Consider the following 24,241-nt stretch of genomic DNA (forward strand, 5'->3'; position numbering starts at 1 on the left):
GCCATGGTCGCAACCGCGCGTATCAGCCGCATCACGGGCGCGTAAGGGCGCCGGGGTCCCGTGCATTGCGCACGCGATGCCGAACCGTTGCGCGCGGACGCAACACCTCGAAAAGGAGTTGAATATGTACGAATACCAGCAATACGGCCAACCCCAGATCGCTCCCCAGAGCCTGTTCGGCGGCATGATCGGCAGCCCGCTGGGCGGCCTGATCGGCCGCGGCATCGGCACCATCTTCGGCAATCCGAACCTGGGCGGCCGCATCGGTGAAGTCGCCGGCGGCATCGGCGGCGGCCTGCTGCCCTTTGGCGCCGATCCCACGGGCCAGGCCCAGCAACTGCAACAACTCCAGCAGCTGCAGCAGCTGCAGCAGCTGCAGCAGCTGCAGCAGATCCAGCAGCAACAGCAACAACAGCAACTGCAGCAGCTGCAGCAGCAACAGGGCCAGCTGGCGCCGCAGGGCTTCGTCGGCGACCTGTTCAGCCAGTACGGCAAAGGCGCCGGCAACGTCCTCGGCGACATCACGGGCAATTCGACGCTGGGCAATATCGCCGGTGGCGTGCTGTCGGGCCTCGGCGGCCTGCTGCCCTTCAGCGCCGGCCCGCAGGGAGCCGGGGTGCAGCAGCATCCGGTCGTCCAGCAACTGCAGCAACTGCAGGTGCAACAGCAGCAACTGGTACAGGCCCTGCAACAGATCCAGCAACAGCAGGCGATGCTGCAGCAGCAGCTGGCCGCAGAACAGCAGGGTGGCCAGATGGCGCCGCAGGGCTGGCTGGGCAATGCGATCAAGCGGGTCGCGCAACCGGTCGGCGGCTTCATCGGCGGCCAGCTCGGCAACAGGAACCTGGGCACCACCATCGGCGGCATCGCCGGCCAGATCGGCGGCATGCTGCCCTTCTCCGCCGATCCATGGACGACCTACGCCCAGCAGGCGCAACTCGGGGCTCAGCAGACCCTGCACTGATTGCAGGCATCGCTGATTTACTGCAGCACCATGCCGCCTCCCGCCGCGGGAGGCGTTTCATAAGCCAAGAGGTCATGCCTATGCCGAGTTCCACCAGCGGGCCATTCCATGGCCGCACCAGCAGCCGCTACATCGTCCGCGCCGCCGCCGACAGCCGCGCGCTGAGCGCCTTCATCGACGACATCGCCGCCAACCCCGCCGTCCGCCTGGTCGACACGATCGGGCCGAGCGCCGGACCACCGCATACCGCTGTCGTCGAAACCGATCCCGATACCGCCGAGCAGCTCCGGCGACGCAATCTCAACCAATTAACGATCGAACCGGACCAGCCGCTGTCGCTCTTCGACTAGCGCATCCGGCGATCAAGCAAGGAGACGCCATGCCAAAAACTCCACCGGTCGCAGGCGAGCAGCCGGGACAGCCGCCTGACGGCCCCGACGGCCGCCCGAGCGCCGACGATCCCTCCACCGCGCGCACCCGCGAGGCCGCGCGCGAAGCCCCGCGCGGCCGCGCCGTTGCCGAACGCAAGAAAAAATACCTGGTGGCGCCGCGCAGCCTGTCCGCCGCCGGCTTCCTGGCCCCATCGGCGCTGATGGCGCCGCTTTCTCTGTCCTCCGTCCGGCAGGCGCTGCAGGGGATCGGCGACATCGACATCGTGGACACCGTCGGGGGCCAGGGCGGCCTCGGCGCGTCCAGCCTCGGCGGCCAGCCGGACGGCGTCATCGTCGCGCGCATGACCGACCAGAAGGCGGGCGAACTGCACCGGCGCGGCCAGGGCCGCCTGGTCGTCGAACGCGACCAGCACCTGCAACTGCTCGACCCGATGCTGCGCCGGCCCGACCTCGTCAGCTCCCTCACGCCCTACAGCGGGCCGAGCGTGGAGGTCGTGGTCGCCGTCGTGGGCAAGGACGGCGCGCCCGTGCCGGAGGCCGAGGTCTCGCTGTTCGGCGGCCTGCTGCCGAGCACGGCGGTGACCGGTCCCGACGGCAGCGCCCGCCTGCGTCTCTACGGCGAAGACGCGCACACGATCAGCGGCCTGTACGTCAAGCCGCTCGCCGATTACTGGAGCTTCTACCAGCGCGACCCCGACCTCAGCGCCAGCGAACCGAATGTCGTCATGCTGCGTGCGCTGGCGGACTGGCCGGCCCTGCAGAACATGCCGCGCCAGAACGCGCTCGGCTGGGGGGCGCGCGCGATGCGCCTCGACCAGGTGCCGCCGCCCCTGCGCGGGTTGGGCGTGAAGGTCGCCGTCATCGATTCCGGCGTCGCGACCACCCACGGCAACCTCAACCGCATCCGTGCGGGCTTCGACGTCATCAACAAGCAGGTCGACCGCACTACCTGGAACAGCGACACCCTCGGCCACGGCTCGCATTGCGCGGGCGTGATCGCCGGCGCCGATCCGAGCTGGGGCATCCGCGGCTTCGCGCCGGACGCCGAGATCCACGTGTGCAAGCTGTTCCCGGGCGGACAGATCAGCCAGCTGATCGACGCCCTCGAGTACTGCATCGAGCAGCAGATCGACATCGTCAACCTGAGCCTGGGCGGCAGCGCGCCCTCGGAAGCGCTCGAGCGCCAGATCCAGCGCGCCAAGCAGGCCGGCGTCGCCTGCATTGCGGCGGCGGGCAATTCCGGCGGGCCGGTCCAGTACCCGGCGTCCTCGCCACACGTGCTGGCCGTGGCGGCGGTCGGCAAGGTCGACGAGTTCCCGCCCGACAGCTATCACGCCGAAACCATCGGCCAGGACATCGACCAGCAGGGCTTCTTCACCGCGCGCTTCAGCTGCGCCGGGCCGCAGGTGGACGTGTGCGCGCCGGGAGTGGCGGTGGTGTCGTCGGTGCCGCCGAATAACTTCGCCGCCTGGGACGGCACCTCGATGGCGGCGCCGCACGTGACCGGCCTGGCCGCCCTCGTGCTGGCGCATCGTCCGGAATTCCAGGGCGCGCTGCGCGCGCGCTCGGTGGAACGGGTCGAGCGCCTGTTCCAGGTCTTGCGGATGAGCGCACGGCCGGTCACGCTGGGCGATCCGGCCCGGGTCGGCTACGGCATGCCGGACGCGCTGGTCGCACTAGGACTGTCGGTAGCGGCCGGCCAGGTGGGACACTGGCAGTTGCCGGCGGCCGCATTCGGCATGGCGCCGGGAATGATGGCCGGCATGCTGGCCGGCGCGCCCGATGGCGGCATCCGCTATGCGGCCGGCTTCGCGCCCCAGCAAGCGACGGGCATGCAAGGCTTCCCCTTCGGCCTGGGCATGGGAGGGCTTCGCCCGGCCGGCTGGTGAGTGCGGTGCGGTGCGGTATGTGCAGGCTGGTGAGCGTCGCCGCCGGGGTAGATGCGTCGTGCAGCGCTGCTGTTCCGCTCGTCTCTCCTGCAGTTCATCTGCTGCGCTGCTCATCCGCGGCCGACTGGGCCGGCTCGCGCTTGCAAGGTGTCTTGCGACGAGTGCCGGCACGGGGAAATCCTGCGCCGGACCTCGGGGAAGAACGCGAAACGGAAGAAACCGTGGAAACGGAGAGGCGCGAACAGGGACAACAGGAACAGGAACAGGAACAGGAACAGGAACAGCGAAACAGGACAGCCGCCAACGGCATCCGGAATCTGCAGATCTGTGGAATATGCGGAAGAAGGCAGGCTGCGCGCGCAATCCGGCGCGCAAAAATGAAAAACCGGAGCACCTCTCCGCGCAAGCGCGTTGGTCTACTCCGGTTTTATGCTGGCGTCCCCACGGGGATTCGAACCCCGGTACTCACCGTGAAAGGGTGATGTCCTAGGCCTCTAGACGATGGGGACCTATGAACTGTACTTGCTGCTGTTTACTACAACTGCGCCGCACCGCGGCATCAGCTTACTACCAAATTCTTGGCGTCCCCACGGGGATTCGAACCCCGGTACTCACCGTGAAAGGGTGATGTCCTAGGCCTCTAGACGATGGGGACCCGGACGGTCAGAACTGTTGTTTTTCCTACGTGGTGGAGGTAAGCGGGATCGAACCGCTGACCTCTTGCATGCCATGCAAGCGCTCTCCCAGCTGAGCTATACCCCCTACGGGAAAACAACATTCTAACATACTGCTGGTGCTTCTTCTACTCACTTACTACTCGCGCGCTGCTGGGTGCGCGCTTTGCCAGAATCGAATCGCTCCGGATTCTTGGCGTCCCCACGGGGATTCGAACCCCGGTACTCACCGTGAAAGGGTGATGTCCTAGGCCTCTAGACGATGGGGACCTCGGAACTACCGTACTGCCTTGCTACATACTGCACTTCAGGGTGTTGGTGGAGGTAAGCGGGATCGAACCGCTGACCTCTTGCATGCCATGCAAGCGCTCTCCCAGCTGAGCTATACCCCCCTCTTTTCACACTGTATCTACTGCTCTTTGCTACCGTGTGCTGCTGAAGTGCGAGCATTATAGCGGAGCGCCTTGCATTTCGCAAATACCTGTTTTCAGAAAATGCGCGCTCCGCGAACAGGCCATTACAAATACTTTGCCACACGCGCCAGGACGACGTCGCGGCCGAACAATTCGAGCACCGCATCGATCGCCGGCGTCTGCAGCTGGCCGGTCACGATCAGGCGCAGCGGCATCGCAATCTGCGGCATCTTGAGGCCATGGGCCGCCAGCACTTCCTTGAACATGGCGGCGATCGCGGCCTTGTTCCATTCCACGTCCTTGCAGCGCTCGGCGAAGGTGGCCAGTGCGGGGCGCACCGCATCCGTCAGGTGCTGGGCCAGGAGGGCCGCATCCGGCTTCGGCTCGCGGTAGAACAGCATGGCGGTATCGGCCAGCTCGTTGATGGTGTTGGTGCGGTCCTTCACCAGGGCGATCACGGTGGCAAGTGCCGGCGCACCGTCGAACTGCGCGCCTTCACGCTCGAGCACCGGGCGGGCCAGGCCGGCCAGGCGCTCGTTGTCCGCCTGCTTGATGTAATGGTTGTTCAGCCAGGCGAGCTTCTCCGGGTTGAACTGGGCCGCCGACGCGGTCAGGTGCTCGAGGTTGAACCACTCGGTGAACTGCTCCATCGAGAAGATCTCGTCGTCGCCGTGGCTCCATCCCAGGCGCGCCAGGTAGTTCAGCATCGCTTCCGGCAGGTAGCCCTGCTCCGGGTACTGCATCACGCTGACCGCGCCGTGGCGCTTGGACAGCTTCTGGCCGTCGGCGCCCAGGATCATCGGCAGGTGGCCGTACTGCGGCAGCTCGGCGCCGAGCGCGCGCAGGATGTTGATCTGGCGCGGCGTGTTGTTCACGTGGTCGTCGCCGCGCAGCACATGGGTGATCTTCATGTCCCAGTCATCCACCGACACGCAGAAGTTATAGGTCGGGGTGCCGTCCGGGCGCGCGATGATCAGGTCGTCGAGCTCCTTGTTGGCGATGGTGATCGGACCCTTGACCACGTCGTTCCAGGTGACTTCGCCGTCCAGCGGATTCTTGAAGCGCACCACCGGCTTCACGCCTTCCGGCACGGGCGGCAGAGTCTTGCCGGCTTCCGGTCGCCAGGTGCCGTCGTAGCGCGGCTTCTCGCCCGCTGCGCGCATGCGCTCGCGCATGGCCTCGACTTCTTCCGGCGAGCAGTAGCACAGGTAGGCGGTGCCGGCTTCCAGCATCGCCGCCACCACCTCGCGGTAGCGGTCCATGCGCTGCATCTGGTAGAACGGACCTTCGTCGTGCGACAGGCCGAGCCACTGCATGCCGTCCAGGATGGCCTGCACGGCTTCCGGGGTCGAGCGCTCCAGGTCGGTGTCTTCGATGCGCAGGATGAAGGTGCCGCCGAAGTGGCGGGCATAGGCCCAGGAGTACAGCGCGGTGCGCGCGCCGCCGAGGTGGAGGTAGCCGGTCGGGCTGGGTGCGAATCGGGTGCGGACGGTCATGGTGAGAGATGCGAAATAGGTAAAGGAGTTATTTTACCGCGTCGCCCCCACACCGCCACACCGCAAGGCCGCCCTGCCCCGTCCGCCCTCCCCGCTCAGCCCTGCCTTGACGGCGCCAGCGCCGGCTGCGGCTCCCCGGCGGCCTTGCGCACCGCCTGCGCCAGCAGGGGCGCGGCGCGCCGGATCTGGGCCGGGGTGTGCTGGGCCATCAGCTGCAGGCGCAGGCGCGCCGCACCCAGCGGCACGCCGGGGAATTCCATGGGGTTCACGAAGACCTGCTCGCGCGCCAGCAGCATGCCCGCGATGCGGCAGGCGGCTTCCGTTCCCGTCCACAGCGGGACGATCGGCGACGGTGCGCCGATGCAGCGCATGCCCTCCTGTTTCAGCAGCGCGCGCAGCTCGACCGCGTTGCGCATCAGCGCGGCGCGCAAGGTCTCGCCTTCCTGGCCGGCGACGATCCGCAGGCAGGCGAGGATGGTGGCGGCCTGCACCGGCGACAGGGCATTGGAAAACATGTGCGGCCCGGCGAACAGCTGCAGCTGCCGGCGCACGCACGCCGAGCCGCAGGCCACGAATCCGCCGTTCGAGGCGAAGGTCTTGGAAAACGCGCCCATTACCAGGTCGATCTTGCCGAGCATGCCCTGGGCCCCGATCACGCCGCCGCCGCCCGGCCCCATTGCGCCCAGGTCGTGGGCGACGTCCACCAGCAGAGTGGCGCCGTACTCGTGGCAGAGGTACTGCAGGAGCGGCAGGTCCGGGCTGTCCGCATCCATGCTGAACAGGCCCTCGGTGACGACCAGGATGGCGCCCTGGCTGTCCGCAGCGCGGATGCCGGCCAGCAGTTCGCGCACGTGGTCGCAGTCGAGGTGGCGGAACGGCGTCACGTTGCGGGTCGCCGCCATCGCCCCCTGGCGCAGCGAGGCATGGGCCAGCTGGTCGATCAGCACGTGGTCGGCCCCGTGCACCAGCGCGGTGACGGCGCCGAAGGCCGCGCCCCAGCCGGTCGGGAACAGCACCACGTGGCGGCAGCGCAGCAGTTCGCCGAGTACGCCCTCCAGCGCCCCGGAATAGCGGCTGTTCCCCAGCAGGACCGCCGAGCCCGCGCTGTGCGGCCCGCATTCGGCCAGCGCCGCCATCGCCGCCGCCAGGACCTCGGGATGGGAGGCCAGCGACAGGTAGTCCTGCGAAGCGAAGTTGATGCCGCGCGCCGCCACCAGGCCATCGCCCTCGACGGTGCTGAGCGGGGTCGGCGCCCCCTCCAGGCAGCGGTTGTAGGGCCAGACCCCGTGGCGCGCAAGCAGCGCGCACCACTCGTCCAGGGGCTGGGCGCGGCGCATCAGGTCGGGGCCGCGCGGCTGGCGGAACAGGGCGACATTGCCACCCAGGGCGCCGGAGGCGGCCAGCGCCGGCAGGTCCCGGGAGGGATCGAAAGGGATGGCTTCGTTCTGCATGACATTCTCCGGTATGGGTGCGAATGCTTACTTCAGCAAGGGCGCGAGCGAGGGTGCCGTGAGCTGCGCGCCCGGTGGGGCGGCCTTGTCCTGGCGCGCCAGCATCGCGCCAGGCGCGGTTCTGCAGGCAGGCGGTGCGCAGCCCAGTCGCCGATCGGGACGATCATGCCGGTCTCCTCGGCCAGCGCGATGAAGCGCCCCGGATCGAACCGCCCGCAGACCGGGTGCTGCCAGCGCAGCAGCGCTTCCACGCCGATGACGCGGCGCGCGTCCGGCATGCAAGGATCAAGGAACATCGCCACCACCGGCGCCGTTACCAGCCAGCTGGCGGTCGGGGCGGCGCTGCCGCCCAGGCGCCGGGTCAGCCAGATGAAATTGAAGAACAGCGCGCAGAGGAACAGCTCGCGCGCGGCCACGATGCTGCCGGAGAGGCGCAGCATGGGCGGCGCCAGCAGCATGACCAGGCAGCAGGCCAGGATCTCGGCGGCCGCGACGCGCAGGTCCAGCAGCCAGTAGACCAGGGCATAAAAGGGGCCGGCGGTCGCCGCCATGAGGGCCGCGTTGACGACGTTCTCGGCGCGTGCGCGCGGGGCCGCGTCCAGGTAACGGCCGCGCCAGCGCTGTGGACTGCCTGTGAGGCTGATCTCGCTCATCGGGATCCCGCTTGCATACGCTCCAAAACGACGAGTGTATGCAGGGAACACCGAGCGTTTTTATTTTCGAGCAGAACGTCGTGAGATAGGCGAAGCCACCATCACAGTTCGCCGAATTCGGCGGCAATCAGGATCAGTTCGCCGGTCTCGTGCCTCCACAGGTGCACCGGCGCACCGAAGGCATTGTCCTGGCGCAGGAACAGCAACTGGTCGCCGCCGCCATTGCCCGCGATCGCCAGGGCGCCCGGCGGAAAGCCGCGCCACTCCCGGCAGGCCCGGGTTTCGGACAGGATGTCGTTGCAGGTGCGCGCGATGCGCTTGCGGTCGCTCCCGTCGCGGATCGGGTACAGCTCCCAATCCTCGTCGTCCAGGGCGATGCTGCCGCCGTTACGGCGCATCATGGCGGCGCGGTAGCCGGCCGGTAGCCGCGCGCAGAGCCGCGCTTCGGTCTCGATGACCCACGCTTCGGAAAGATCGAACGCCACCCTTTCCCCCTCAGGCGCACCGCATGGGATGGTGCGCCCTGCCCGCGCCCGCTGCCGGCCTCAGTCGTTCTTGACGACGATGCTCGGGAACTTGCTGCTCATGTCCTTCGCCTTTTCCGCCACCTTGACCGCCACCTTGCGCGCGATCTCCTTGTAGATGGTGGCGACCGGGCCTTCCGGATCGGCCACCACGGTGGGGCGGCCCGAGTCGGTCTGCTCGCGGATCGACAGGGTCAGCGGCAGCTTGCCGAGGAAGTCGACGCCGAAGTCGCGGCACATCTTCTCGCCGCCGCCTTCGCCGAAGATCGACTCATGGTGGCCGCAGTTCGAGCAGATGTGGGTACTCATGTTCTCGACCACGCCGATGATCGGGATGCCGACCTTCTCGAACATCTTGAGGCCCTTGCGCGCGTCCAGCAGGGCGATGTCCTGGGGCGTGGTGACGATCACGGCGCCCGTGACCGGCACCTTCTGCGACAGGGTCAGCTGGATGTCGCCGGTCCCCGGGGGCATGTCGACGATCAGGTAATCGAGGTCGCGCCAGTTGGTCTGCTCGAGCAGCTGCTGCAGCGCGCCGGTCACCATCGGGCCGCGCCAGACCATCGGTTCGTCCGGGTCGATCATGAAGCCGATCGACGAAACCTGCACGCCGTGGTTCTCCAGCGGCTCCATGGTCTTGCCATCCGTGCTCTCGGGACGGGCGTTAATCCCCAGCATCATCGGCTGCGATGGGCCATAGATATCGGCGTCCAGGATGCCGACGCTTGCACCCTCCGCGGCCAGTGCCAGGGCCAGGTTGACGGCCGTGGTCGACTTGCCCACCCCGCCCTTGCCCGAGGCAACGGCAATGATGTTCTTCACGTTCGGCATCACCTTGAGGCCACGCTGGACCGCGTGCGAGAGGATCTTGCTATAGACCTTGACGGTGACGTTGCCCACGCCGGGGATCGCCTTCACGCCGGCCAGGACCTGGTCGCGGATCGCGGCGACCTGGCTGGCGGCCGGATAGCCCAGCTCGACGTCGAGGCTGACCTTGTCGCCGTCGAATTTGATGTTCTTGATGGATTTGGAAGAGACGAAATCCTTCCCGGTGTTAGGATCGATGACCGCCGACAATGCCGTCTTGATATCGTTCTCGGTGATGCTCATGTGTTTCTCCAATGTGATTGGGGCGAAGTGTAGCGCAAAATGCATCATTATCGTGGGCGCGCGATCATACCCCCTAAGCATGTAGGGCCTTCCGCTGTTAAAATGCTTCTTTTCATATAACCCTAGCGCTTCGACCATGACCCGCAAGCTGTTCGTCACCACCGCCCTGCCCTACGCCAACGCTGCCTTCCATATCGGCCACATGATGGAGTACATCCAGGCCGACATCTGGGTCCGTTTCCAGCGAATGCAGAAGGACAATGGGCAACAGCGCCAGGTCCATTTCGTCTGCGCCGACGACACCCACGGCACGCCGATCATGATCGCGGCCGAGAAGGAAGGCATCACGCCCCAGGAATTCGTGGCCAAGATCGCCGCCGGCCGCCCGCAATACCTGAACGGCTTCCATATCGCGTTCGACAATTGGTATTCGACCGATTCGCCGGAAAACGTCGAACTCTCGCAGGGCATCTACCGCAAGCTGCGCGATGCCGGCCTGATCGTCACCAAGACCGTCGACCGCTTCTATGACCCGGTCAAGGGCATGTTCCTGGCCGACCGCAACATCAAGGGCGAGTGCCCGGTCTGCCACGCCAAGGACCAGTACGGCGACAACTGCGAAGTCTGCGGCGCCGCCTACCAGCCGACCGAGCTGATCAACCCGTTCTCGGTCTTCACCGGCTCGACCCCGATCCTGAAACCGTCGGAACAGTACTTCTTCAAGCTGTCCGACCCGCGCTGCTTCACCTTCCTGAAGGAATGGCTGAACACCCCGGGCCGCCTGCAGCCGGAAATGGTCAACAAGGTCTCGGAATGGCTGGGCGAATCCGGCGAAAAGCTGGCCGACTGGGACATCTCCCGTGACGCGCCCTATTTCGGCATCCCGATCCCTGACGCGCCGGGCAAGTTCTTCTATGTGTGGCTGGACGCGCCGGTCGGCTACTTGGCCTCGCTCAAGAACTATTTCGACAAGCAAGGTCTCGATTTCGAGGCCTTCCTGAAGGATCCGGACGCCGAACAGGTCCACTTCATCGGCAAGGACATCGTGTCCTTCCACCTGCTGTTCTGGCCGGCGATGCTGAACTTCAGCGGCCACCCGATCATCGACAAGCTGAAAGTGGCGGTGCACGGCCACCTGACCGTCAACAACGAAAAGATGTCGAAGTCGCGCGGCACCGGCATCTCGCCGCTGCGCTACCTGGAACTGGGCATGAACCCGGAGTGGCTGCGCTACTACCTGGCCTTCAAGTTGAATGCGAAAGTCGAGGACCTGGACTTCAACGGCGAAGACTTCGTCGCCCGCGTGAACAGCGACCTGATCGGCAAATACGTCAACATCGCCAGCCGCTGCGCCGGCTTCATCGCCAAGAAATTCGACGGCAAGCTGGCCGATTCCCTGTCGCCGACGGCGAAAGAGTGGATCTGCAAGGCCCTGATGGTCGACGGCGCCGAGCGCCAGGCCAGCATCGCCGCCGCGTTCGAAGCGCGCGAATACGGCCGCGCCCTGCGCGAGATCATGGAGATCGCCGACGTCGTCAACCAGTACGTGGACGAGTACAAGCCCTGGCTGCTGGCCAAGGACGAAGCGAAGGCGGCCGAGCTGCACGACGTCTGCACCACCGCCCTGATCCTGTTCCGCCAGCTGACCGTCATGCTCTCGCCGGTGCTGCCGCACATCGGCGCGCGCGTCAGTGAATTCCTGGGCGACAGCGCATTCTCTTGGGCCGACACCCACGGCGCCGCCGTCTACGAATCGATGCTGGGCCGCACCATCGGCGCCTACAGCCACCTGATCCAGCGCGTGGATGCGAAGATGGTCGAGAACCTGTTCGACAAGCCGGCCGTCGCCGCTCCGGTTGCCGCCGCGCCTGCCGCTGATACCGCTGCGCCCGCCGCGGATGCGCCTGCCGCCGCGTCGGCTGCCCCTGCGGCAGCCGACGCCATCGAAGCGCTGGCCCCGGAAATCTCGATCGACGATTTCACCAGGATCGACCTGCGCGTGGCCAGGATCGTCAACTGCGAACACGTGGAAGGCGCCGGCAAGCTGCTGCGCCTGACCCTGGACGTGGGCGAAGGCCGCTACCGCAATGTGTTCTCGGGCATCAAGTCGGCCTACAAGCCGGAAGACCTGGTCGGCAAGCTGACCGTCATGGTCGCCAACCTGGCGCCGCGCAAGATGAAGTTCGGTGTCTCCGAAGGCATGGTGCTGTGCGCCTCCGCGGCTGACGAGAAGGCGAATCCGGGCCTCTACCTGCTGGATCCGATGCCGGGCGCGACTCCGGGCATGCGCATCCGCTGACTGGACGTGAACAACATTGGATCCCGGCCTTCGCCGGGATGACGGTCTTCAGGCTGGCGGCATATTGCAGCAACCGTAGTCCGCGTCCTCAAGACGTCGCCCCGGCGCAGGCCGGGCCCAGGTTCCCCAGCAGACCTTCGCAGCAGCCTCCCCGCCAGCCTCCGCCAAAATCAATCCCGCGCCCGTCAGCGGCGTTATAATGCCACGTTATTTTTCTGAAATCCGCGCCCCTACGGCCCTCGCCGGCAGGCCTCTTCAGACCATTACAAATAGGTAGATAATAAGATGACCGAATTCACTCCTCTTCGCCATATTCCCCAAGCCAATGTGTTCCGCAAGGGCGACGTCTTCGTCCTGTTCGGCGAACTGTTCGGCCGTGGCTATGTGAATGGCCTGATCGACGAGGCGCGCGCTGCCGGCATGAGCATCGTCGGCATCACCGTCGGCCGCCGCGACGAAACCGGCGCCCTGCGCGCCCTCACCGCTGAGGAACACGCGGAGGCGGAAGAGAAGCTGGGCGGCAAGATCGTCAATGTGCCGCTGATGGCCGGTTTCGACATGGATGCCCCGGAAGGCGAGCAGAACCCGACCGAACTGCTGGCTGACGTGAAGCTGAAGACCTGGCAGGACGACAAGCTGGACTGGGAAAAGATCGAGCGCTGCCGCGAAGCCGGCGTGCGCCGCTTCACCACCAGCGCCGCCCAGGCGATGGCTGAGATCGACAAGTTGATCCCGGAAGGCGCCAACGTCTTCTTTGCCCACACCATGGCAGGCGGCATCCCGAAGATCAAGGCCTTCCTGGCAATCGCCAACCGCATCTACAAGGGCCGGGGCGAGCGCTTCGAATCCTCGCGCGCCCTGCTCGACAGCGACCTGGGCAAGCTGATCCTGATGAACTTCGACGAAGTCACCGCCAACACCCTGAAATACCTGATCGACGCGTCCGCCCCGATCCGCGAGCGCGTGACCAAGGCCGGCGGCGAAGTGCGCTACACCGCCTACGGCTACCACGGCACCGAGATCCTGATTGGCGGCAAGTATGTCTGGCAGACCTACACCAACTACACCCAGGGCTACGCCAAGATGCGCCTGGAGTCGATCGCCGAAGCGGCCTGGAAGCAAGGCATCTACGCGACCGTCTTCAACTGCCCGGAAATCCGCACCAATTCCTCGGACATCTTCGTGGGCGTCGAGCTGTCGCTCTTCCCCCTGCTTACCGCACTGAAGAAGGAAGGCGGCGGCGCCTGGGCCGAACAGCAATGGCAGATCTGCCAGGACCTGCTGGGCGAAGGCGTGTCCCTGCAATCGCTGCTGGACAAGATCGAGCAGTACAATAACGACGCCACCAGCGCCCTGTTCCGCAACTTCGAAGCCTGGCCGATGGACAACACGCCGGAGCTGGCCGACGTCATGATCGGCACCTCGGAAGAGATGACCGCCATGCACAAGGACCGCAAGGCCCTGATCACCGACCACCTGTCCAGCCTGGTGCTGGAAGGCGCCGGCCCACTGATGTTCCATGGTGCATCGGAAAAGATTTCCCCGGTGCTGTGGCTCAGCCACGACATCATCGCGCGCCAGCTGAACGAACTGCACAAGTAAGCTTGACGCAGCCGCCCCGCTGCAGAAGAATCTGCCGGGGCTTCTTAACTCTTTCTTAGAATCATGATCTTCAAGAAACAACACTCGCTGTACGAATCCGAGCACACCAAGTTCATCAAGGAACTGAAGGCCAAGACGCCGGGCATGGAAGAGCGCCAGGTCGAAGGCCGCTCCCTGCTGTGGGACAAGGCCCCGCTGTCGCTGGACGAGCAGGAGCGCATCAAGCAGTCGCGCCTGAGCCAGCAGGCTTACCCCTACCAGACCAAGGTCTGATTTCCAGGGACGCGCCCCATGCTGCCAGAGCAGGCCGCACCGCTGGTGCCGGCCGGTCCCCAGCAGGACGGGGCGCCTCCCCCTCTCGATGATGCCGCCCTGAATGCGGCTGCCGAGGCAGCCGAAGGGGCGATCGCGCGCCTGTACGGCGAGCCGCTGACGCGCCTGCCGAACGACCTGTACATTCCGCCGGATGCGCTCGAGATCTTCCTCGACGCCTTCGAAGGTCCGCTCGACCTCCTCCTCTACCTGATCCGCAAGCAGAATTTCAACATCCTCGACATCCCGATGGCGCAGGTGACCCTGCAATACCTGGAATACGTCGAACAGATCCGCCAGCGCAACCTGGAGCTGGCCGCCGAGTACCTGCTGATGGCGGCGATGCTCATCGAGATCAAGTCGAGGATGTTGCTCCCCAAAAGGCAGGACGACCTGGTCGAGGACGTCGGCGACCCGCGCGCCGAGCTGGTGCGCCGCCTGCTGGAGTACGAGCAGATCAAGGTGGCGGCGCTGGAGATCGGCGCCCTGCCCCAGGAGGGACGCGACTTCGTGCGCCCCCAATTGTTCGTGGAACAGGGCCTGGCGCCCGTCTTCCCCGACGTCGATCCCTGGGACCTGCAGCGCGCCTGGCTGGACGTGATGCGGCGCGCCAAACTGACCCAGCACCACCGCATCTCGCGCCAGGAGCTGTCCGTGCGCGAGCACATGTCGGCCATCCTGCGCACCCTGCAGTCGCAGCGCTTCGTCGAGTTTTCCGAATTGTTTGCGGGCCAGCACACGGTTCCGATTGTGGTTGTACACTTTGTCGCCATGCTTGAACTGGCGAAGGAAACCCTGATCGAGATCACGCAGGCGGAACCTTTCGCGCCGATCTACGTGCGCCTGGCCTATTCCCCGGCTTGAGAAACCGGTTACTTTATACCCTTCGATTACCCATGAAAATTATTTCTTCCATCGACGACCTGCGCGACCAGCTGCACGGGCAACTGCGCACCGCCTTCGTGCCGACGATGGGCAACCTGCACGAGGGCCATCTTTCCCTGATGCGCCTGGCGCGCAGGCACGGCGACCCGGTGGTCGCCTCGATCTTCGTGAACCGCCTGCAGTTCGGCCCGAACGAGGATTTCGACAAATACCCGCGCACTTTCCAGGCCGACGTCGAGAAACTGGAAAAGGAAGGCGTCTACGTGCTGTTCGCCCCGACCGAGAAGGACATGTATCCGGAACCGCAGGAATACCGCGTGCGTCCGCCGGATGGCCTCGGCAATACGCTGGAAGGCGAATTCCGACCCGGCTTCTTCGAGGGCGTGTGCACGGTGGTGACCAAGCTGTTCTCCTGCGTGCAGCCACGCGTTGCCGTGTTCGGCAAGAAGGACTACCAGCAGCTCATGATCGTCCGTAACATGGCGCGCCAGCTTGGCCTGCCGACCGAGATCATCGGCGCCGAAACCTTCCGCGCGGAAGACGGACTGGCCCTGTCGTCGCGCAATGGCTACCTGTCGGTGGAGGAGCGGATTGAAGCCCCGGTGCTGTACCAGCAACTCAATGCCGTGGCCGGCGCGCTGCGCGGCGGCGAGCGCGATGTGGCGGCGGTCGAAGGCCAGGCCATGGCCCACCTGGCCGGGCGCGGCTGGAAGCCGGACTATGTCTCGGTACGCAAGCGCATCGATTTGCAGGCGCCGAGCGCTGCCGACCTCGAGGCCGGCGAAGCCCTGGTGGTGCTGGCTGCCGCCAAGCTGGGCAATACCCGCCTGATCGACAACCTGGAAATCTGAGGCGATAACAAAACAATATGTATTCTTGTTAAATTGCAACTTTAGCGCGTCTGGGCTTATACTTGTCGCGCTTTCATGCCTTCATGTAGACAGGCGCACAAACCTTCAGGAACCCTTGCCGTGAACGCAACTGCCGCTCCATTGAACCGCAAAGGTACGCCCAAGCCGTCCGATGCGCTGAGCCGCATCGGTGGCAATGTCCAGCCGCACGAAATGCGCGACCCCTTCGATATCGGCGAGGCCCTCACCGCTCTCGCCGAGTCGGGGGCGCCGATCACGGTCTTCCCTGCCGACTGGATCGAGCCCCTGCTGGCGCGCATCGAATCGGTCGACCCTGAACTGCCGCATTTCGTGATCGACTTCAGCGGCAGCGAACGCCCGCCCGGCGGCAAGGCGATCCTGGTCGCCTCATTGGGCGGCAACGCCAAGCTGCAATTCGAGCTCGACCAGTCCTGGACCCCGCTGCCGGCCAATCCCATGCATGTCGCGGCCGAATTCCCCGAGGCATGCCTGGTGCTGAACCGTCGCGCCGCACGCCGCGTGGAAACGCCGGTGGGCGTGAACTACACCGCCAGCTTCCGCCTTCAGGGCCGGCAGCACCACCTGCCCCTGTACGACTTTTCCAAGGGCGGCGTCGGCCTGCGCGCCAGCCCGGAAGAATGCTTCGGCCTGCACGTCGGCAAGAAGCTCGAAGGCGTGCGCCTGGAGCTGGGACCCAACCTGATCCTCACCGCCGACCTCGAAGTGCGCCTGATGCGCCCCTTCCGCACCTTCCTCCTGGGCGAGCAAGTGCAGATCGGCTGCAGCTTCGCGGCGATCTCGATGCAGATGCAGCAGACACTGGAACGCTTCGTCACCAGCGGGGCGGTGGAGCGGCGCGCGCGTTGAGGATTTTCGTAGGGTGGACGGCGAAGCCGTCCACCCTACGCCGCGACGCTCTGCGCCCAGGCCAGCGCCGACAGGTGCGCCTTGTTCACGTCATGCGGACTGATGTCGAGCGAGGCCGCCAGCGAAGCCACCAGGTTGGAGTTCAGCTCGCAGGCCTCGGCCAGCGCCAGATAGGGCCCGTAGATGCCTTCCCGTCCCAGCAGCGCCTTGACCACCTCTTCCGGCAGCGGCACCGTCTCCAGCACCTCCTTCATCGGCAGGCCCAGCAGGCGGTCCAGCAGGGAGAACATGCCGGCCACGAACAGGTTCTCCGCCTCCCCGCGCAGGGACGTCATGCCCAGCAGCTCGGCCAGGCGCCCGCGCACGACGGCGGTTTCCATCAGCACCGGCGAGAAGCCGCTGGTGCTGGCGGTGGCCAGCAGCAGCACCAGCCAGCGGTACAGGGGCGCATAGCCCATCAGGGCGATGGCCTGGCGCAGCGACTCCACCCGCCGCGCGGCGCCGAAGCCGGCCGAGTTGATGTAGCTCAGCAGCTTGTAGGTGAGCGCCGGATCGCGTTTCAGGACGTTCTCGAGCTTCGGCACGTCCTCGTTGTTCTGCACCATCTGCATCAGCTGCAGGATGGTGCTCTGGGTCGGGTTCATGCCCTTGACCGGCTTGCCCGGACGCGGGGTCAGGTGCAGCTTGCCGACGAAGGCGTCCAGGCCGAGGGCGGCGCAGGCGTCGAAGTCGGCCCAGGTCGCAACCGGCCGGCCCACCATGCGCACCGCCGCGTGCTTCGCGGCCGCATAGGTGCGCGCCTGGGCAGCCACGTCAACGCCGGCGAACTGCACCTCGACATAAGAGGCATAGGGCGACAGGTTGCGGCCCAGCAGGTTGATGTCGGCGCCGCGGATCGATACCCCCACCCCGCCCACGCGCACGGCCTGGACGGCGGCGCGCACGTCCGGATCGGTCAGCTTGCGGATATTCAGGGTGAGGACGGTGCGTTCCGGCGGCAGGCAGTGCAATGCGTCGGTGGACAGCATTTCGGGCACCGCGTCGAGGAACAGCAGCTTGTCGCGCAGCAGCCAGCCATGCTCTTCATGGCAGACGTGCTCGGCAACAAAAGCCACCAGGTCTTCCAGCTCCTGGTCGCTGGGGATCTTGCCGTCATGGTGCTGCCACGACAGCTCGTAGCCGATGACCCGCTGCTTCGGATCGAGCAGCGGTTCACGAACGATAAAGTTGGTTTGGTGCATGTGGGCGCGTGTGTGAAACCTGATGCAGTATGCGCGGCCCGGCGCGAGTCAGAAGCCGAGGCTGTCCAGCAGGTCGTCGACCTGTCCCTGGTCGGCCACGACTTCGCTCTTGCCTTCCGGGTTGATCTGCGGACCGTTGAGCAGGCCGTTGTCGATCTCGCGCTTGATCTCGCTCGGTGCAAAGTCGATCAGCACCTGCACCAGCTGCTTCTCGAGGTTCTGGGCGATGCCCGTGATGCGGCCGATCACCTGGCCGGTCAGGTCCTGGAAGTCCTGGGCCATCATGATGTCCATCAGCTGGCCGCGGGTGGCGGCCGCGCCGACGCGCGATTCATTCAGGCCGGCGATGGTGCGCTGTGCCAGCGCACGCCAGTCCGCGTCCGAGGCGCCGTTATCCAGCAGCGCCTGCCACGAGCCGGCCAGCTCTGCCGAGCGGGTTTCGATGGCGTCCTGCACGGGACCGGCGGCATCGGTGGCGTCCAGCACCTTCTTGGCCGCCTGCTCCGACAGGCGCGCGACGTAGTCGAGGCGGTCACGCGCATCCGGGATGTCGCTGGCCGCTTTTTCGATCAGCTTGTCGAGGCCGAGTCCGCGCAGGCTCTCGTGCAGCGCGCGCGTCATGTGGCCGATGCGGCTCAGGACCTCCTCGTGGGAAGTCTCGACCTGGCCCACGGTCTGCTCAATCATCTCAGCCGCCCTTGTCCATCTTTTCGAAGATCTTGTTCAGCTTCTCGTCCAGGGTCGCGGCCGTGAAGGGCTTGACCACGTAGCCGCTGGCGCCGGCCTGGGCGGCGGCGATGATGTTTTCCTTCTTTGCTTCCGCGGTCACCATCAGCACCGGCAGCTTGGCCAGGGCGGGATCGGCACGGATGTTCTGCAGCATGGTCAGGCCGTCCATGTTCGGCATGTTCCAGTCCGAGACCACGAAGTCGAACTGCTCGCTGCGCAGCTTGGCCAGGCCCATCACGCCGTCTTCGGCTTCGTCGACATTGGCATAACCCAGTTCTTTCAACAGATTCCGGACGATGCGGCGCATCGTCGAGAAATCGTCAACAACCAGGAAACGCATCTTTGGATCAGCCATGAATTACTCCGTTTTGAATCTTGTACTTTGGGTTATTGGATGAAGACTGCATAACAGCCTCCAGAATAGCATTTTTGTTGCCGTACGGCGATAAAACAGCATCAATACGACGGTATTCGGATCAAACGCGCAACGCTCGGCTGCCTTGAGCGGCCAGATGTTCGAGCACCATGCGTGGCAAGGCCTGCAAAGGCCCCACATCGTGGGCTGCGCCGAGGGCGATCGCCTCGCGCGGCATGCCGAATACGACGCAGCTCGCCTCGTCCTGGGCGAAATTGTGCGCGCCCGCGTTGCGCATGTCCAGCATGCCCGCCGCACCATCCTTCCCCATGCCGGTCAGGATAACACCAACCGCGTTCTTGCCCGCCGCTTCAGCCGCGCTGCGGAACAGTACGTCCACCGACGGACGGTGGCGGTTGACCGGCGGGCTCTGTTCGATCTTCGTCATGTAGTTGGCGCCGGAACGGGTGAGCAAGAGGTGCGAATGCCCTGGAGCAATATATGCGTGACCCGGCAGCACCCGCTCATTGCCCTGGGACTCGACCACACTGATCTTGCACAGGGAATCGAGGCGCTTGGCGAAGGAACTGGTGAAGCCCTCCGGCATGTGCTGGGCGATCAGGATGCCCGGACAGTCCGAGGGCATCTGCATCAGGAATTCGCGGATCGCCTCGGTGCCACCGGTCGACGCGCCGATGATGATCAGCTTTTCCGACGAGATCAAGGGGCTGCGCAGGGCCGACAGCTGCGGCGCGGGCACGCTGCCGGGCACCGCGCGCTTGATGCGGGCGCGCGAGGCGGCGCGGATCTTGTCGGCAATGAGTTCCGTGTATTCGCGCATGCCGGTCTGGATCGAGATCTTCGGCTTGGTGACGAAGTCCACGGCGCCCAGTTCCAGCGCGCGCATGGTGATCTCGGAGCCGCGCTCGGTCAGCGAGGACACCATCAGCACCGGCATGGGGCGCAGGCGCATCAGCTTTTCCAGGAAGTCGAGGCCGTCCATCTTCGGCATCTCGACGTCCAGGGTCAGCACGTCGGGGTTGTGTTTCTTGATCAGTTCGCGCGCGACGAGGGGATCGGGGGCGGTGGCCACCACTTCCATGTCGGGCTGGGAGTTGACGATTTCGCTCATCACGCTGCGGATCAGCGCAGAGTCGTCGACGATCAGTACCTTGATTGTCATGAGTCGTCCCTTTCAGGTCTTTTTTATTGTGAAGGCAAGCCTTAGAACAGGTCGATATCGCCGCCGACCGGTTCGACCTTGAGTCGTTTGGCGTAATCGAGTTCGCGCTTTGCCAGCGTATCGTTCTGGGTTTGCATCAGCTTCTTCACCAGCACCTTGCCGGTCTTCGGGAAGAAGTACACCTTGCGCGGGTAGATGTCGTTCAGGTCCGAGGCCAGCACCGGGATGCGCTCGGTTTTCAGGAAACTGGTGACGAAGGCCGCATTGCGCTCGCCCACGTTCATGGCCGTGAAGCCGCGCAGCACCGCGCCGCCGCCGAAGACCTTGGCTTCCAGGTTCTCGCGCCGCGCGCCCGCCTTGAGCAGGTCGTTGATCAGGATCTCCATCGCGAAGCTCCCGTAGCGCATCGAGGCCGACACCGGGCTACCGCCGTCGCCGCCGCCGTCCGGCAGCATGAAGTGGTTCATGCCGCCCATGCCGGTGATGCGGTCGCGGATGCAGGCCGAGACGCAGGAGCCGAGCACCGTGACGATCAGCATGTTCTTTCCGGTGTAGTAGTATTCGCCCGGAAGGATCTTCGCCGCATCGACGTCGAAGGTACGGTCGTAATAGACGTTGGTGGCAAACTGGTTGTTCATGGTTCTCGCCGCTTCAGCGGCCCACCTTGTCGAGCTCGTAGACGGTCTTGCCGCGCAGGCGCAGCGAATCGGACACGTAGAGGAAGTTTTCGGAGTGCCCGGCGAACAGCAGGGCGTGCGGCTTCATCAGGGGCACGAAGCGCGACAGGATCTTGCGCTGCGTGTTCTTGTCGAAGTAGATCATCACGTTGCGGCAGAAGATCGCGTCGAACTGCCCTTTCACGGGCCAGTCGTCGGCCAGCAGGTTCAGCTGGCGGAATTCCACGAGCTTGCGCAGCTCGGGACGCACGCGCGCCATGCCCTCGTTCGCGCCCTTCCCCTTCATGAAGAAGCGCTTGAGGCGCTCGGCGCCGACCTTGTCGACCCGCTCCATCGGGTACACGCCATTGGAAGCGGTGGCCAGCACGTTGGTGTCGATGTCGGTCGCGATCACCTGGACCGGCGGGGTGAGCGTGTTGAAGGCCTCGCAGGCCGTCATCGCGATCGAGTACGGCTCTTCGCCCGTGGAGGCGGCCGAGCACCAGATGGTGATCGGGCCGTCCTGGCGGCGCAAGGTCCCCAGGTGGTCGGCCAGCAGCGGGAAGTGGTGGGATTCGCGGAAGAACGAGGTCAGGTTGGTGGTCAGCGCATTCGTGAAGGCCTCCCACTCGGCGCCCATGCGGCCCGCTTCCAGGTCGTCGAGGTAGCGCGCGAAAGACTGGATGCCGGTCGCGCGCAGGCGGCGCGCCAGGCGGCTGTAGACCATCTCCTGCTTGCTCTCGGCCAGCGAGATGCCGGCGCGCTGGTAGATCAGCGCGCGGACCCGTTCGAAATCACTGCGCGTGAAGTCGAATTCCTTCACCGTGTCGGTTTTCTGCTGCGGCACTTGCTTGCCTCTTCGTTGCTATCTGATTCTGTTCTGCTTGTGCCGTTGTCAGGTGGGCCTCGCGCTTTTCGCGGCCCGGCACACCCGACAATACCTTAAGCTGCCAGCTTGTCCATCAGGCCCATCTCGCTCGACGACATCAGCTTGTCGATGTCGACCAGGATCAGCATGCGCTCGTCCACCGTGCCCAGGCCGATCATGTAGTTCGAGTCGAATGCGGTGCCCATTTCCGGGGCCGGCTTGATCTGGTCCGGGGTGAGCGTGGTCACGTCCGAGACGCTGTCCACCACCATGCCCATGATACGGCCGCCGATGTTCAGGATGATCACGACGGTGAACTGGTCGTACACCGGGGTGCCGAGCTTGAACTTGATGCGCATGTCCACCACCGGGATGATGATGCCGCGCAGGTTGATCACGCCCTTGATGAATTCGGGCGCATTGGCGATGCGGGTCACGGCTTCGTAGCCGCGGATTTCCTGCACCTTGAGGATGTCGATGCCGTATTCCTCGGAGCCCAGGGTGAAGGCCAGGAATTCGCTGCCGGCGCCTTCGACGGTGCTCTCGACCGGCTTGTTGTTCTGTACAGTAGACATGGTGGGTCCTCTTGGTCTTGGGGTTGCTGAGTCTTTATGAAACGATGGTGTCGTCGAGCAGCTGGCGCGAGGAGCGCACCAGTGCGGCCACGTCCAGGATCAGGGCGACGCCGCCGTCGCCCAGGATGGTGGCGCCCGAGATGCCGGCCACCTTGCGGTAGTTGGCTTCAAGGTTCTTCACCACTACCTGCTGCTGGCCCACCAGCTCGTCGACGAAGAGCGCGGCCTTCTTGCCCTCGGTCTCGAGGATCACCACGATGCCTTCGGCAGGGTCGGTGATGCGCGGTTCGATGTCGAACATCTGGTAGAGCGGAATCAGGGGCAGGTATTCGCCGCGCACCTTCAGCACGCGGCCGCGGCCGGCGATGTCGCGGATGTCTTCCGTGGCCGGCTGCAGCGACTCGACGACAAAGGAAAGCGGCAGGATGTAGATCTCTTCGCCGCTCCGGATCGACATGCCGTCCAGGATGGCGAGCGTGAGCGGCAGCGAGATCGAGATCGTGGTGCCGAAGCCGCGCGCCGAACGGATGTCGACCGTGCCGCCCATCGAGGCGATATTGCGCTTGACGACGTCCATGCCGACGCCGCGGCCCGACACGTCGGTCACCTGCTCGGCGGTGGAGAAGCCCGGCGCGAAGATCAGCTGCCAGACTTCCTCGTCCGTCATGTTCTCGCTCACGGCCAGGCCGTTCTCGCTCGCCTTGGCCAGGATGCGATCGCGGTTCAGGCCACCGCCGTCGTCCGAGACTTCGATGACGATGTTGCCGCCCTGGTGGCCGGCCGACAGGAACAGGCGCCCCGCTTCCGACTTGCCGGCGGCGGCGCGTGCGGCCGGCATCTCGATGCCGTGGTCGATCGAGTTGCGCACCAGGTGGGTCAGCGGGTCGACGATGCGTTCGATCAGGCCCTTGTCCAGTTCCGTGGCGGCGCCATTGGTGATGAAGTCGACCTTCTTGCCCAGTTTCGACGCCAGGTCGCGCACCATGCGCGGGAAGCGCGAGAACACGAAGTCCATCGGCATCATGCGGATCGACATGACCGCTTCCTGCAGTTCGCGGGTGTTGCGGCCCAGCTGGCTGATGGAATTCAGCAGGCGCTCGTGCCCCATCGGATCGAGGGTGCTGGAGCGCTGCTCGAGCATCGCATTGGTGATCACCAGTTCGCCGATCAGGTTGATCAGCTGGTCGACCTTCTCGACCGAGACGCGGATCGAGGAAGATTCGGCGTGCGGGTCCTTCTTCGCCGCCTTTTTCTCGGCAGCCAGTTCGGCCGCGACCTCGCTCACCTCGACCGGATCCGGGCGCTGCTGGGCTGCCGGCTGCGGCGCCTCATTGGTGATGCCCGCGAGGGCGCGGATCTGCTCGATCGGCTGGAAGAAACCGTAGCCACGTTCGTCGTCCGAGATGTCCTCGCTGGCGGCGGCGCCGGCTTCCTCGTCCATGTCGAAGAAACCCCAGCCCTGCTCGTCCTCGATGCGCTTGCGCTCGGCGGCCTCGATGGCGCGCTGCTCCGGCGTGAGGGCCGGGGCTTCGAAGATCTTCAGGTCTTCGGGATTGAGCACGAAGGAGCAGATCGCGATGATGTCTTCCAGGCTCTCGTGCGTGGTGATGACGATGGCGCTGCGCCCGCCGTCGAGCGGGGTCACCTTCACGCGGCCCATCAGGCCGAGTTCGTCGACCAGGGCGCTGATGTCGCGCTGCTCGACGTGCGGCAGCTCGATCTTGTAGCGGTGCGCCCCTTCGGTCGGGTGGTGGGTCTTCGCCTCTGCGGTCAGGTAGGATGGGGCCACGACGGGCGCCTGCGGCACCAGGCCTTCGGCCAGGTCGTGCAGCACCATGCGCACGTTGGCGACCGCTTCCTGGTCGACGGAGGCGCCGTGGCGGTGGCCGTCGAGCTGCATCTTGAGGCTGTCCTTGGCCGCAAGGAAGGCGTCCACGTGGTTCGAGGTCAGCGCCATCTCGCCCTTGCGGATGCGGTCCAGCAGCGACTCGAGCACGTGCGTGACTTCGCTCATGTCGGTCAGGCCGAAGGTCGATGCCCCACCCTTCACGGAGTGGGCGGTGCGGAAGATTGCGTTCAGGTCTTCCGGATCCGGCGACGCGACATCGACGCCCAGCAGCAGCCGCTCCATTTCGGCGAGCAGTTCCTCTGCTTCGTCGAAAAAGACCTGGTAAAACTGGCTGATGTCGATCGTCATGTTAAATACCGGTTGGAGGCCCGATGCGTGAGCA

21 protein-coding genes, 5 tRNA genes and 1 pseudogene are annotated in these 24,241 nt (G+C 65.4%); 9 read left to right on the top strand and 18 right to left on the bottom strand.

Going from position 1 to position 24,241, the window contains the following annotated elements:
- Window positions 1-124 precede the first annotated feature (124 nt).
- The 3 genes from ACQ7JA_RS05915 to ACQ7JA_RS05925 all read left to right on the top strand — a co-directional run bounded on the left by ACQ7JA_RS05915 (window position 125) and on the right by ACQ7JA_RS05925 (window position 3,245).
- Window positions 125-964 (top strand): hypothetical protein, encoded by an 840-nt coding sequence (locus ACQ7JA_RS05915; RefSeq protein WP_430895532.1) that lies wholly within the window; start codon window positions 125-127, stop codon window positions 962-964.
- A gap of 74 nt (window positions 965-1,038) precedes the next feature.
- Window positions 1,039-1,314 carry a hypothetical protein gene (locus ACQ7JA_RS05920; RefSeq protein ID WP_430895534.1) on the top strand — a complete coding sequence of 92 codons (276 nt, stop codon included), beginning with the start codon at window positions 1,039-1,041 and terminating at the stop codon, window positions 1,312-1,314.
- A gap of 29 nt (window positions 1,315-1,343) precedes the next feature.
- Entirely contained in the window at window positions 1,344-3,245 is a 1,902-nt protein-coding gene (locus ACQ7JA_RS05925; protein WP_430895536.1) for a S8 family peptidase, read from the top strand.
- Window positions 3,246-3,678: 433 nt separating this feature from the next.
- On the opposite strand, the gene ACQ7JA_RS05930 is transcribed toward ACQ7JA_RS05925, so the two are convergent.
- The 10 genes and pseudogenes from ACQ7JA_RS05930 to apbC form a co-directional block, all read right to left on the bottom strand.
- Window positions 3,679-3,754: transfer RNA gene (locus tag ACQ7JA_RS05930), tRNA-Glu, on the bottom strand.
- A gap of 70 nt (window positions 3,755-3,824) precedes the next feature.
- A tRNA-Glu gene (locus ACQ7JA_RS05935) sits at window positions 3,825-3,900 on the bottom strand.
- 31 nt (window positions 3,901-3,931) lie between these two features.
- Window positions 3,932-4,007, bottom strand: a tRNA-Ala gene (locus ACQ7JA_RS05940).
- Between the two features lie 106 nt (window positions 4,008-4,113).
- Window positions 4,114-4,189: transfer RNA gene (locus ACQ7JA_RS05945), tRNA-Glu, on the bottom strand.
- Between the two features lie 46 nt (window positions 4,190-4,235).
- Window positions 4,236-4,311 (bottom strand) — tRNA-Ala (locus tag ACQ7JA_RS05950).
- 125 nt (window positions 4,312-4,436) lie between these two features.
- On the bottom strand, window positions 4,437-5,828 hold the full coding sequence (gene gltX, locus ACQ7JA_RS05955) for a glutamate--tRNA ligase (protein ID WP_430895538.1): 1,392 nt from the start codon (window positions 5,826-5,828) through the stop codon (window positions 4,437-4,439).
- A gap of 95 nt (window positions 5,829-5,923) precedes the next feature.
- Window positions 5,924-7,279: an aminotransferase class I/II-fold pyridoxal phosphate-dependent enzyme gene (locus ACQ7JA_RS05960; RefSeq protein ID WP_430895540.1), complete on the bottom strand. Its 1,356-nt coding sequence runs from the start codon at window positions 7,277-7,279 to the stop codon at window positions 5,924-5,926.
- A 91-nt stretch (window positions 7,280-7,370) separates the two neighbouring features.
- Window positions 7,371-7,542, bottom strand: a pseudogene (locus tag ACQ7JA_RS05965) (EAL domain-containing protein); the annotation flags it as partial.
- A gap of 491 nt (window positions 7,543-8,033) precedes the next feature.
- Window positions 8,034-8,417 carry an SMI1/KNR4 family protein gene (locus ACQ7JA_RS05970; protein WP_430895542.1) on the bottom strand — a complete coding sequence of 128 codons (384 nt, stop codon included), beginning with the start codon at window positions 8,415-8,417 and terminating at the stop codon, window positions 8,034-8,036.
- Window positions 8,418-8,477: 60 nt separating this feature from the next.
- Window positions 8,478-9,566 carry an iron-sulfur cluster carrier protein ApbC gene (apbC, locus tag ACQ7JA_RS05975; protein WP_430895544.1) on the bottom strand — a complete coding sequence of 363 codons (1,089 nt, stop codon included), beginning with the start codon at window positions 9,564-9,566 and terminating at the stop codon, window positions 8,478-8,480.
- A 136-nt stretch (window positions 9,567-9,702) separates the two neighbouring features.
- Here apbC and metG point away from each other — a divergent pair, with 136 nt between their 5' ends.
- The 6 genes from metG (at window position 9,703) to ACQ7JA_RS06005 (ending at window position 16,403) form a co-directional block, all read left to right on the top strand.
- Window positions 9,703-11,865 (top strand): methionine--tRNA ligase, encoded by a 2,163-nt coding sequence (gene metG, locus ACQ7JA_RS05980; RefSeq protein ID WP_430895546.1) that lies wholly within the window; start codon window positions 9,703-9,705, stop codon window positions 11,863-11,865.
- 285 nt (window positions 11,866-12,150) lie between these two features.
- Window positions 12,151-13,467 (top strand): enoyl ACP reductase FabMG family protein, encoded by a 1,317-nt coding sequence (locus ACQ7JA_RS05985; protein ID WP_430895548.1) that lies wholly within the window; start codon window positions 12,151-12,153, stop codon window positions 13,465-13,467.
- A 63-nt stretch (window positions 13,468-13,530) separates the two neighbouring features.
- The gene (locus ACQ7JA_RS05990) at window positions 13,531-13,740 is read left to right on the top strand and encodes a DUF3460 family protein (RefSeq protein WP_430895550.1); all 210 of its coding nucleotides are present in this window, start codon (window positions 13,531-13,533) and stop codon (window positions 13,738-13,740) included.
- An 18-nt stretch (window positions 13,741-13,758) separates the two neighbouring features.
- Window positions 13,759-14,643, top strand: coding sequence for a segregation and condensation protein A (locus ACQ7JA_RS05995; protein ID WP_430895552.1), 885 nt, complete (start codon window positions 13,759-13,761; stop codon window positions 14,641-14,643).
- A gap of 32 nt (window positions 14,644-14,675) precedes the next feature.
- A complete protein-coding gene (panC, locus tag ACQ7JA_RS06000) occupies window positions 14,676-15,515 on the top strand; it encodes a pantoate--beta-alanine ligase (protein WP_430895554.1) in 840 nt (279 codons plus the stop codon).
- Between the two features lie 120 nt (window positions 15,516-15,635).
- Window positions 15,636-16,403 (top strand): flagellar brake protein, encoded by a 768-nt coding sequence (locus ACQ7JA_RS06005; RefSeq protein ID WP_430895556.1) that lies wholly within the window; start codon window positions 15,636-15,638, stop codon window positions 16,401-16,403.
- Between the two features lie 35 nt (window positions 16,404-16,438).
- Here the strand turns inward: ACQ7JA_RS06005 and ACQ7JA_RS06010 are convergent, their stop codons facing one another.
- The 8 genes from ACQ7JA_RS06010 to cheA form a co-directional block, all read right to left on the bottom strand.
- Complete coding sequence (locus tag ACQ7JA_RS06010) at window positions 16,439-17,644, bottom strand: EAL and HDOD domain-containing protein (protein ID WP_430895558.1); 1,206 nt, start codon at window positions 17,642-17,644, stop codon at window positions 16,439-16,441.
- A gap of 48 nt (window positions 17,645-17,692) precedes the next feature.
- Complete coding sequence (gene cheZ, locus ACQ7JA_RS06015) at window positions 17,693-18,331, bottom strand: protein phosphatase CheZ (protein ID WP_430895560.1); 639 nt, start codon at window positions 18,329-18,331, stop codon at window positions 17,693-17,695.
- Window position 18,332: 1 nt separating this feature from the next.
- Window positions 18,333-18,728, bottom strand: a complete 396-nt coding sequence (cheY, locus tag ACQ7JA_RS06020; RefSeq protein WP_430895562.1) for a chemotaxis response regulator CheY — start codon at window positions 18,726-18,728, stop codon at window positions 18,333-18,335.
- A gap of 121 nt (window positions 18,729-18,849) precedes the next feature.
- Window positions 18,850-19,911 (bottom strand): protein-glutamate methylesterase/protein-glutamine glutaminase, encoded by a 1,062-nt coding sequence (locus tag ACQ7JA_RS06025; RefSeq protein WP_430895564.1) that lies wholly within the window; start codon window positions 19,909-19,911, stop codon window positions 18,850-18,852.
- A 41-nt stretch (window positions 19,912-19,952) separates the two neighbouring features.
- Window positions 19,953-20,549, bottom strand: a complete 597-nt coding sequence (gene cheD, locus ACQ7JA_RS06030; RefSeq protein WP_430895566.1) for a chemoreceptor glutamine deamidase CheD — start codon at window positions 20,547-20,549, stop codon at window positions 19,953-19,955.
- A gap of 13 nt (window positions 20,550-20,562) precedes the next feature.
- Entirely contained in the window at window positions 20,563-21,414 is an 852-nt protein-coding gene (locus ACQ7JA_RS06035) for a CheR family methyltransferase (RefSeq protein ID WP_430895568.1), read from the bottom strand.
- 95 nt (window positions 21,415-21,509) lie between these two features.
- Complete coding sequence (locus tag ACQ7JA_RS06040) at window positions 21,510-22,010, bottom strand: chemotaxis protein CheW (protein ID WP_258830429.1); 501 nt, start codon at window positions 22,008-22,010, stop codon at window positions 21,510-21,512.
- 34 nt (window positions 22,011-22,044) lie between these two features.
- Entirely contained in the window at window positions 22,045-24,207 is a 2,163-nt protein-coding gene (gene cheA, locus ACQ7JA_RS06045; RefSeq protein ID WP_430895571.1) for a chemotaxis protein CheA, read from the bottom strand.
- Between the last annotated feature and the right edge of the window lie 34 nt (window positions 24,208-24,241).

Origin of the sequence: Massilia sp. BKSP1R2A-1 (assembly GCF_050586525.1) — a bacterium.
GTDB lineage: Bacteria > Pseudomonadota > Gammaproteobacteria > Burkholderiales > Burkholderiaceae_D > Telluria.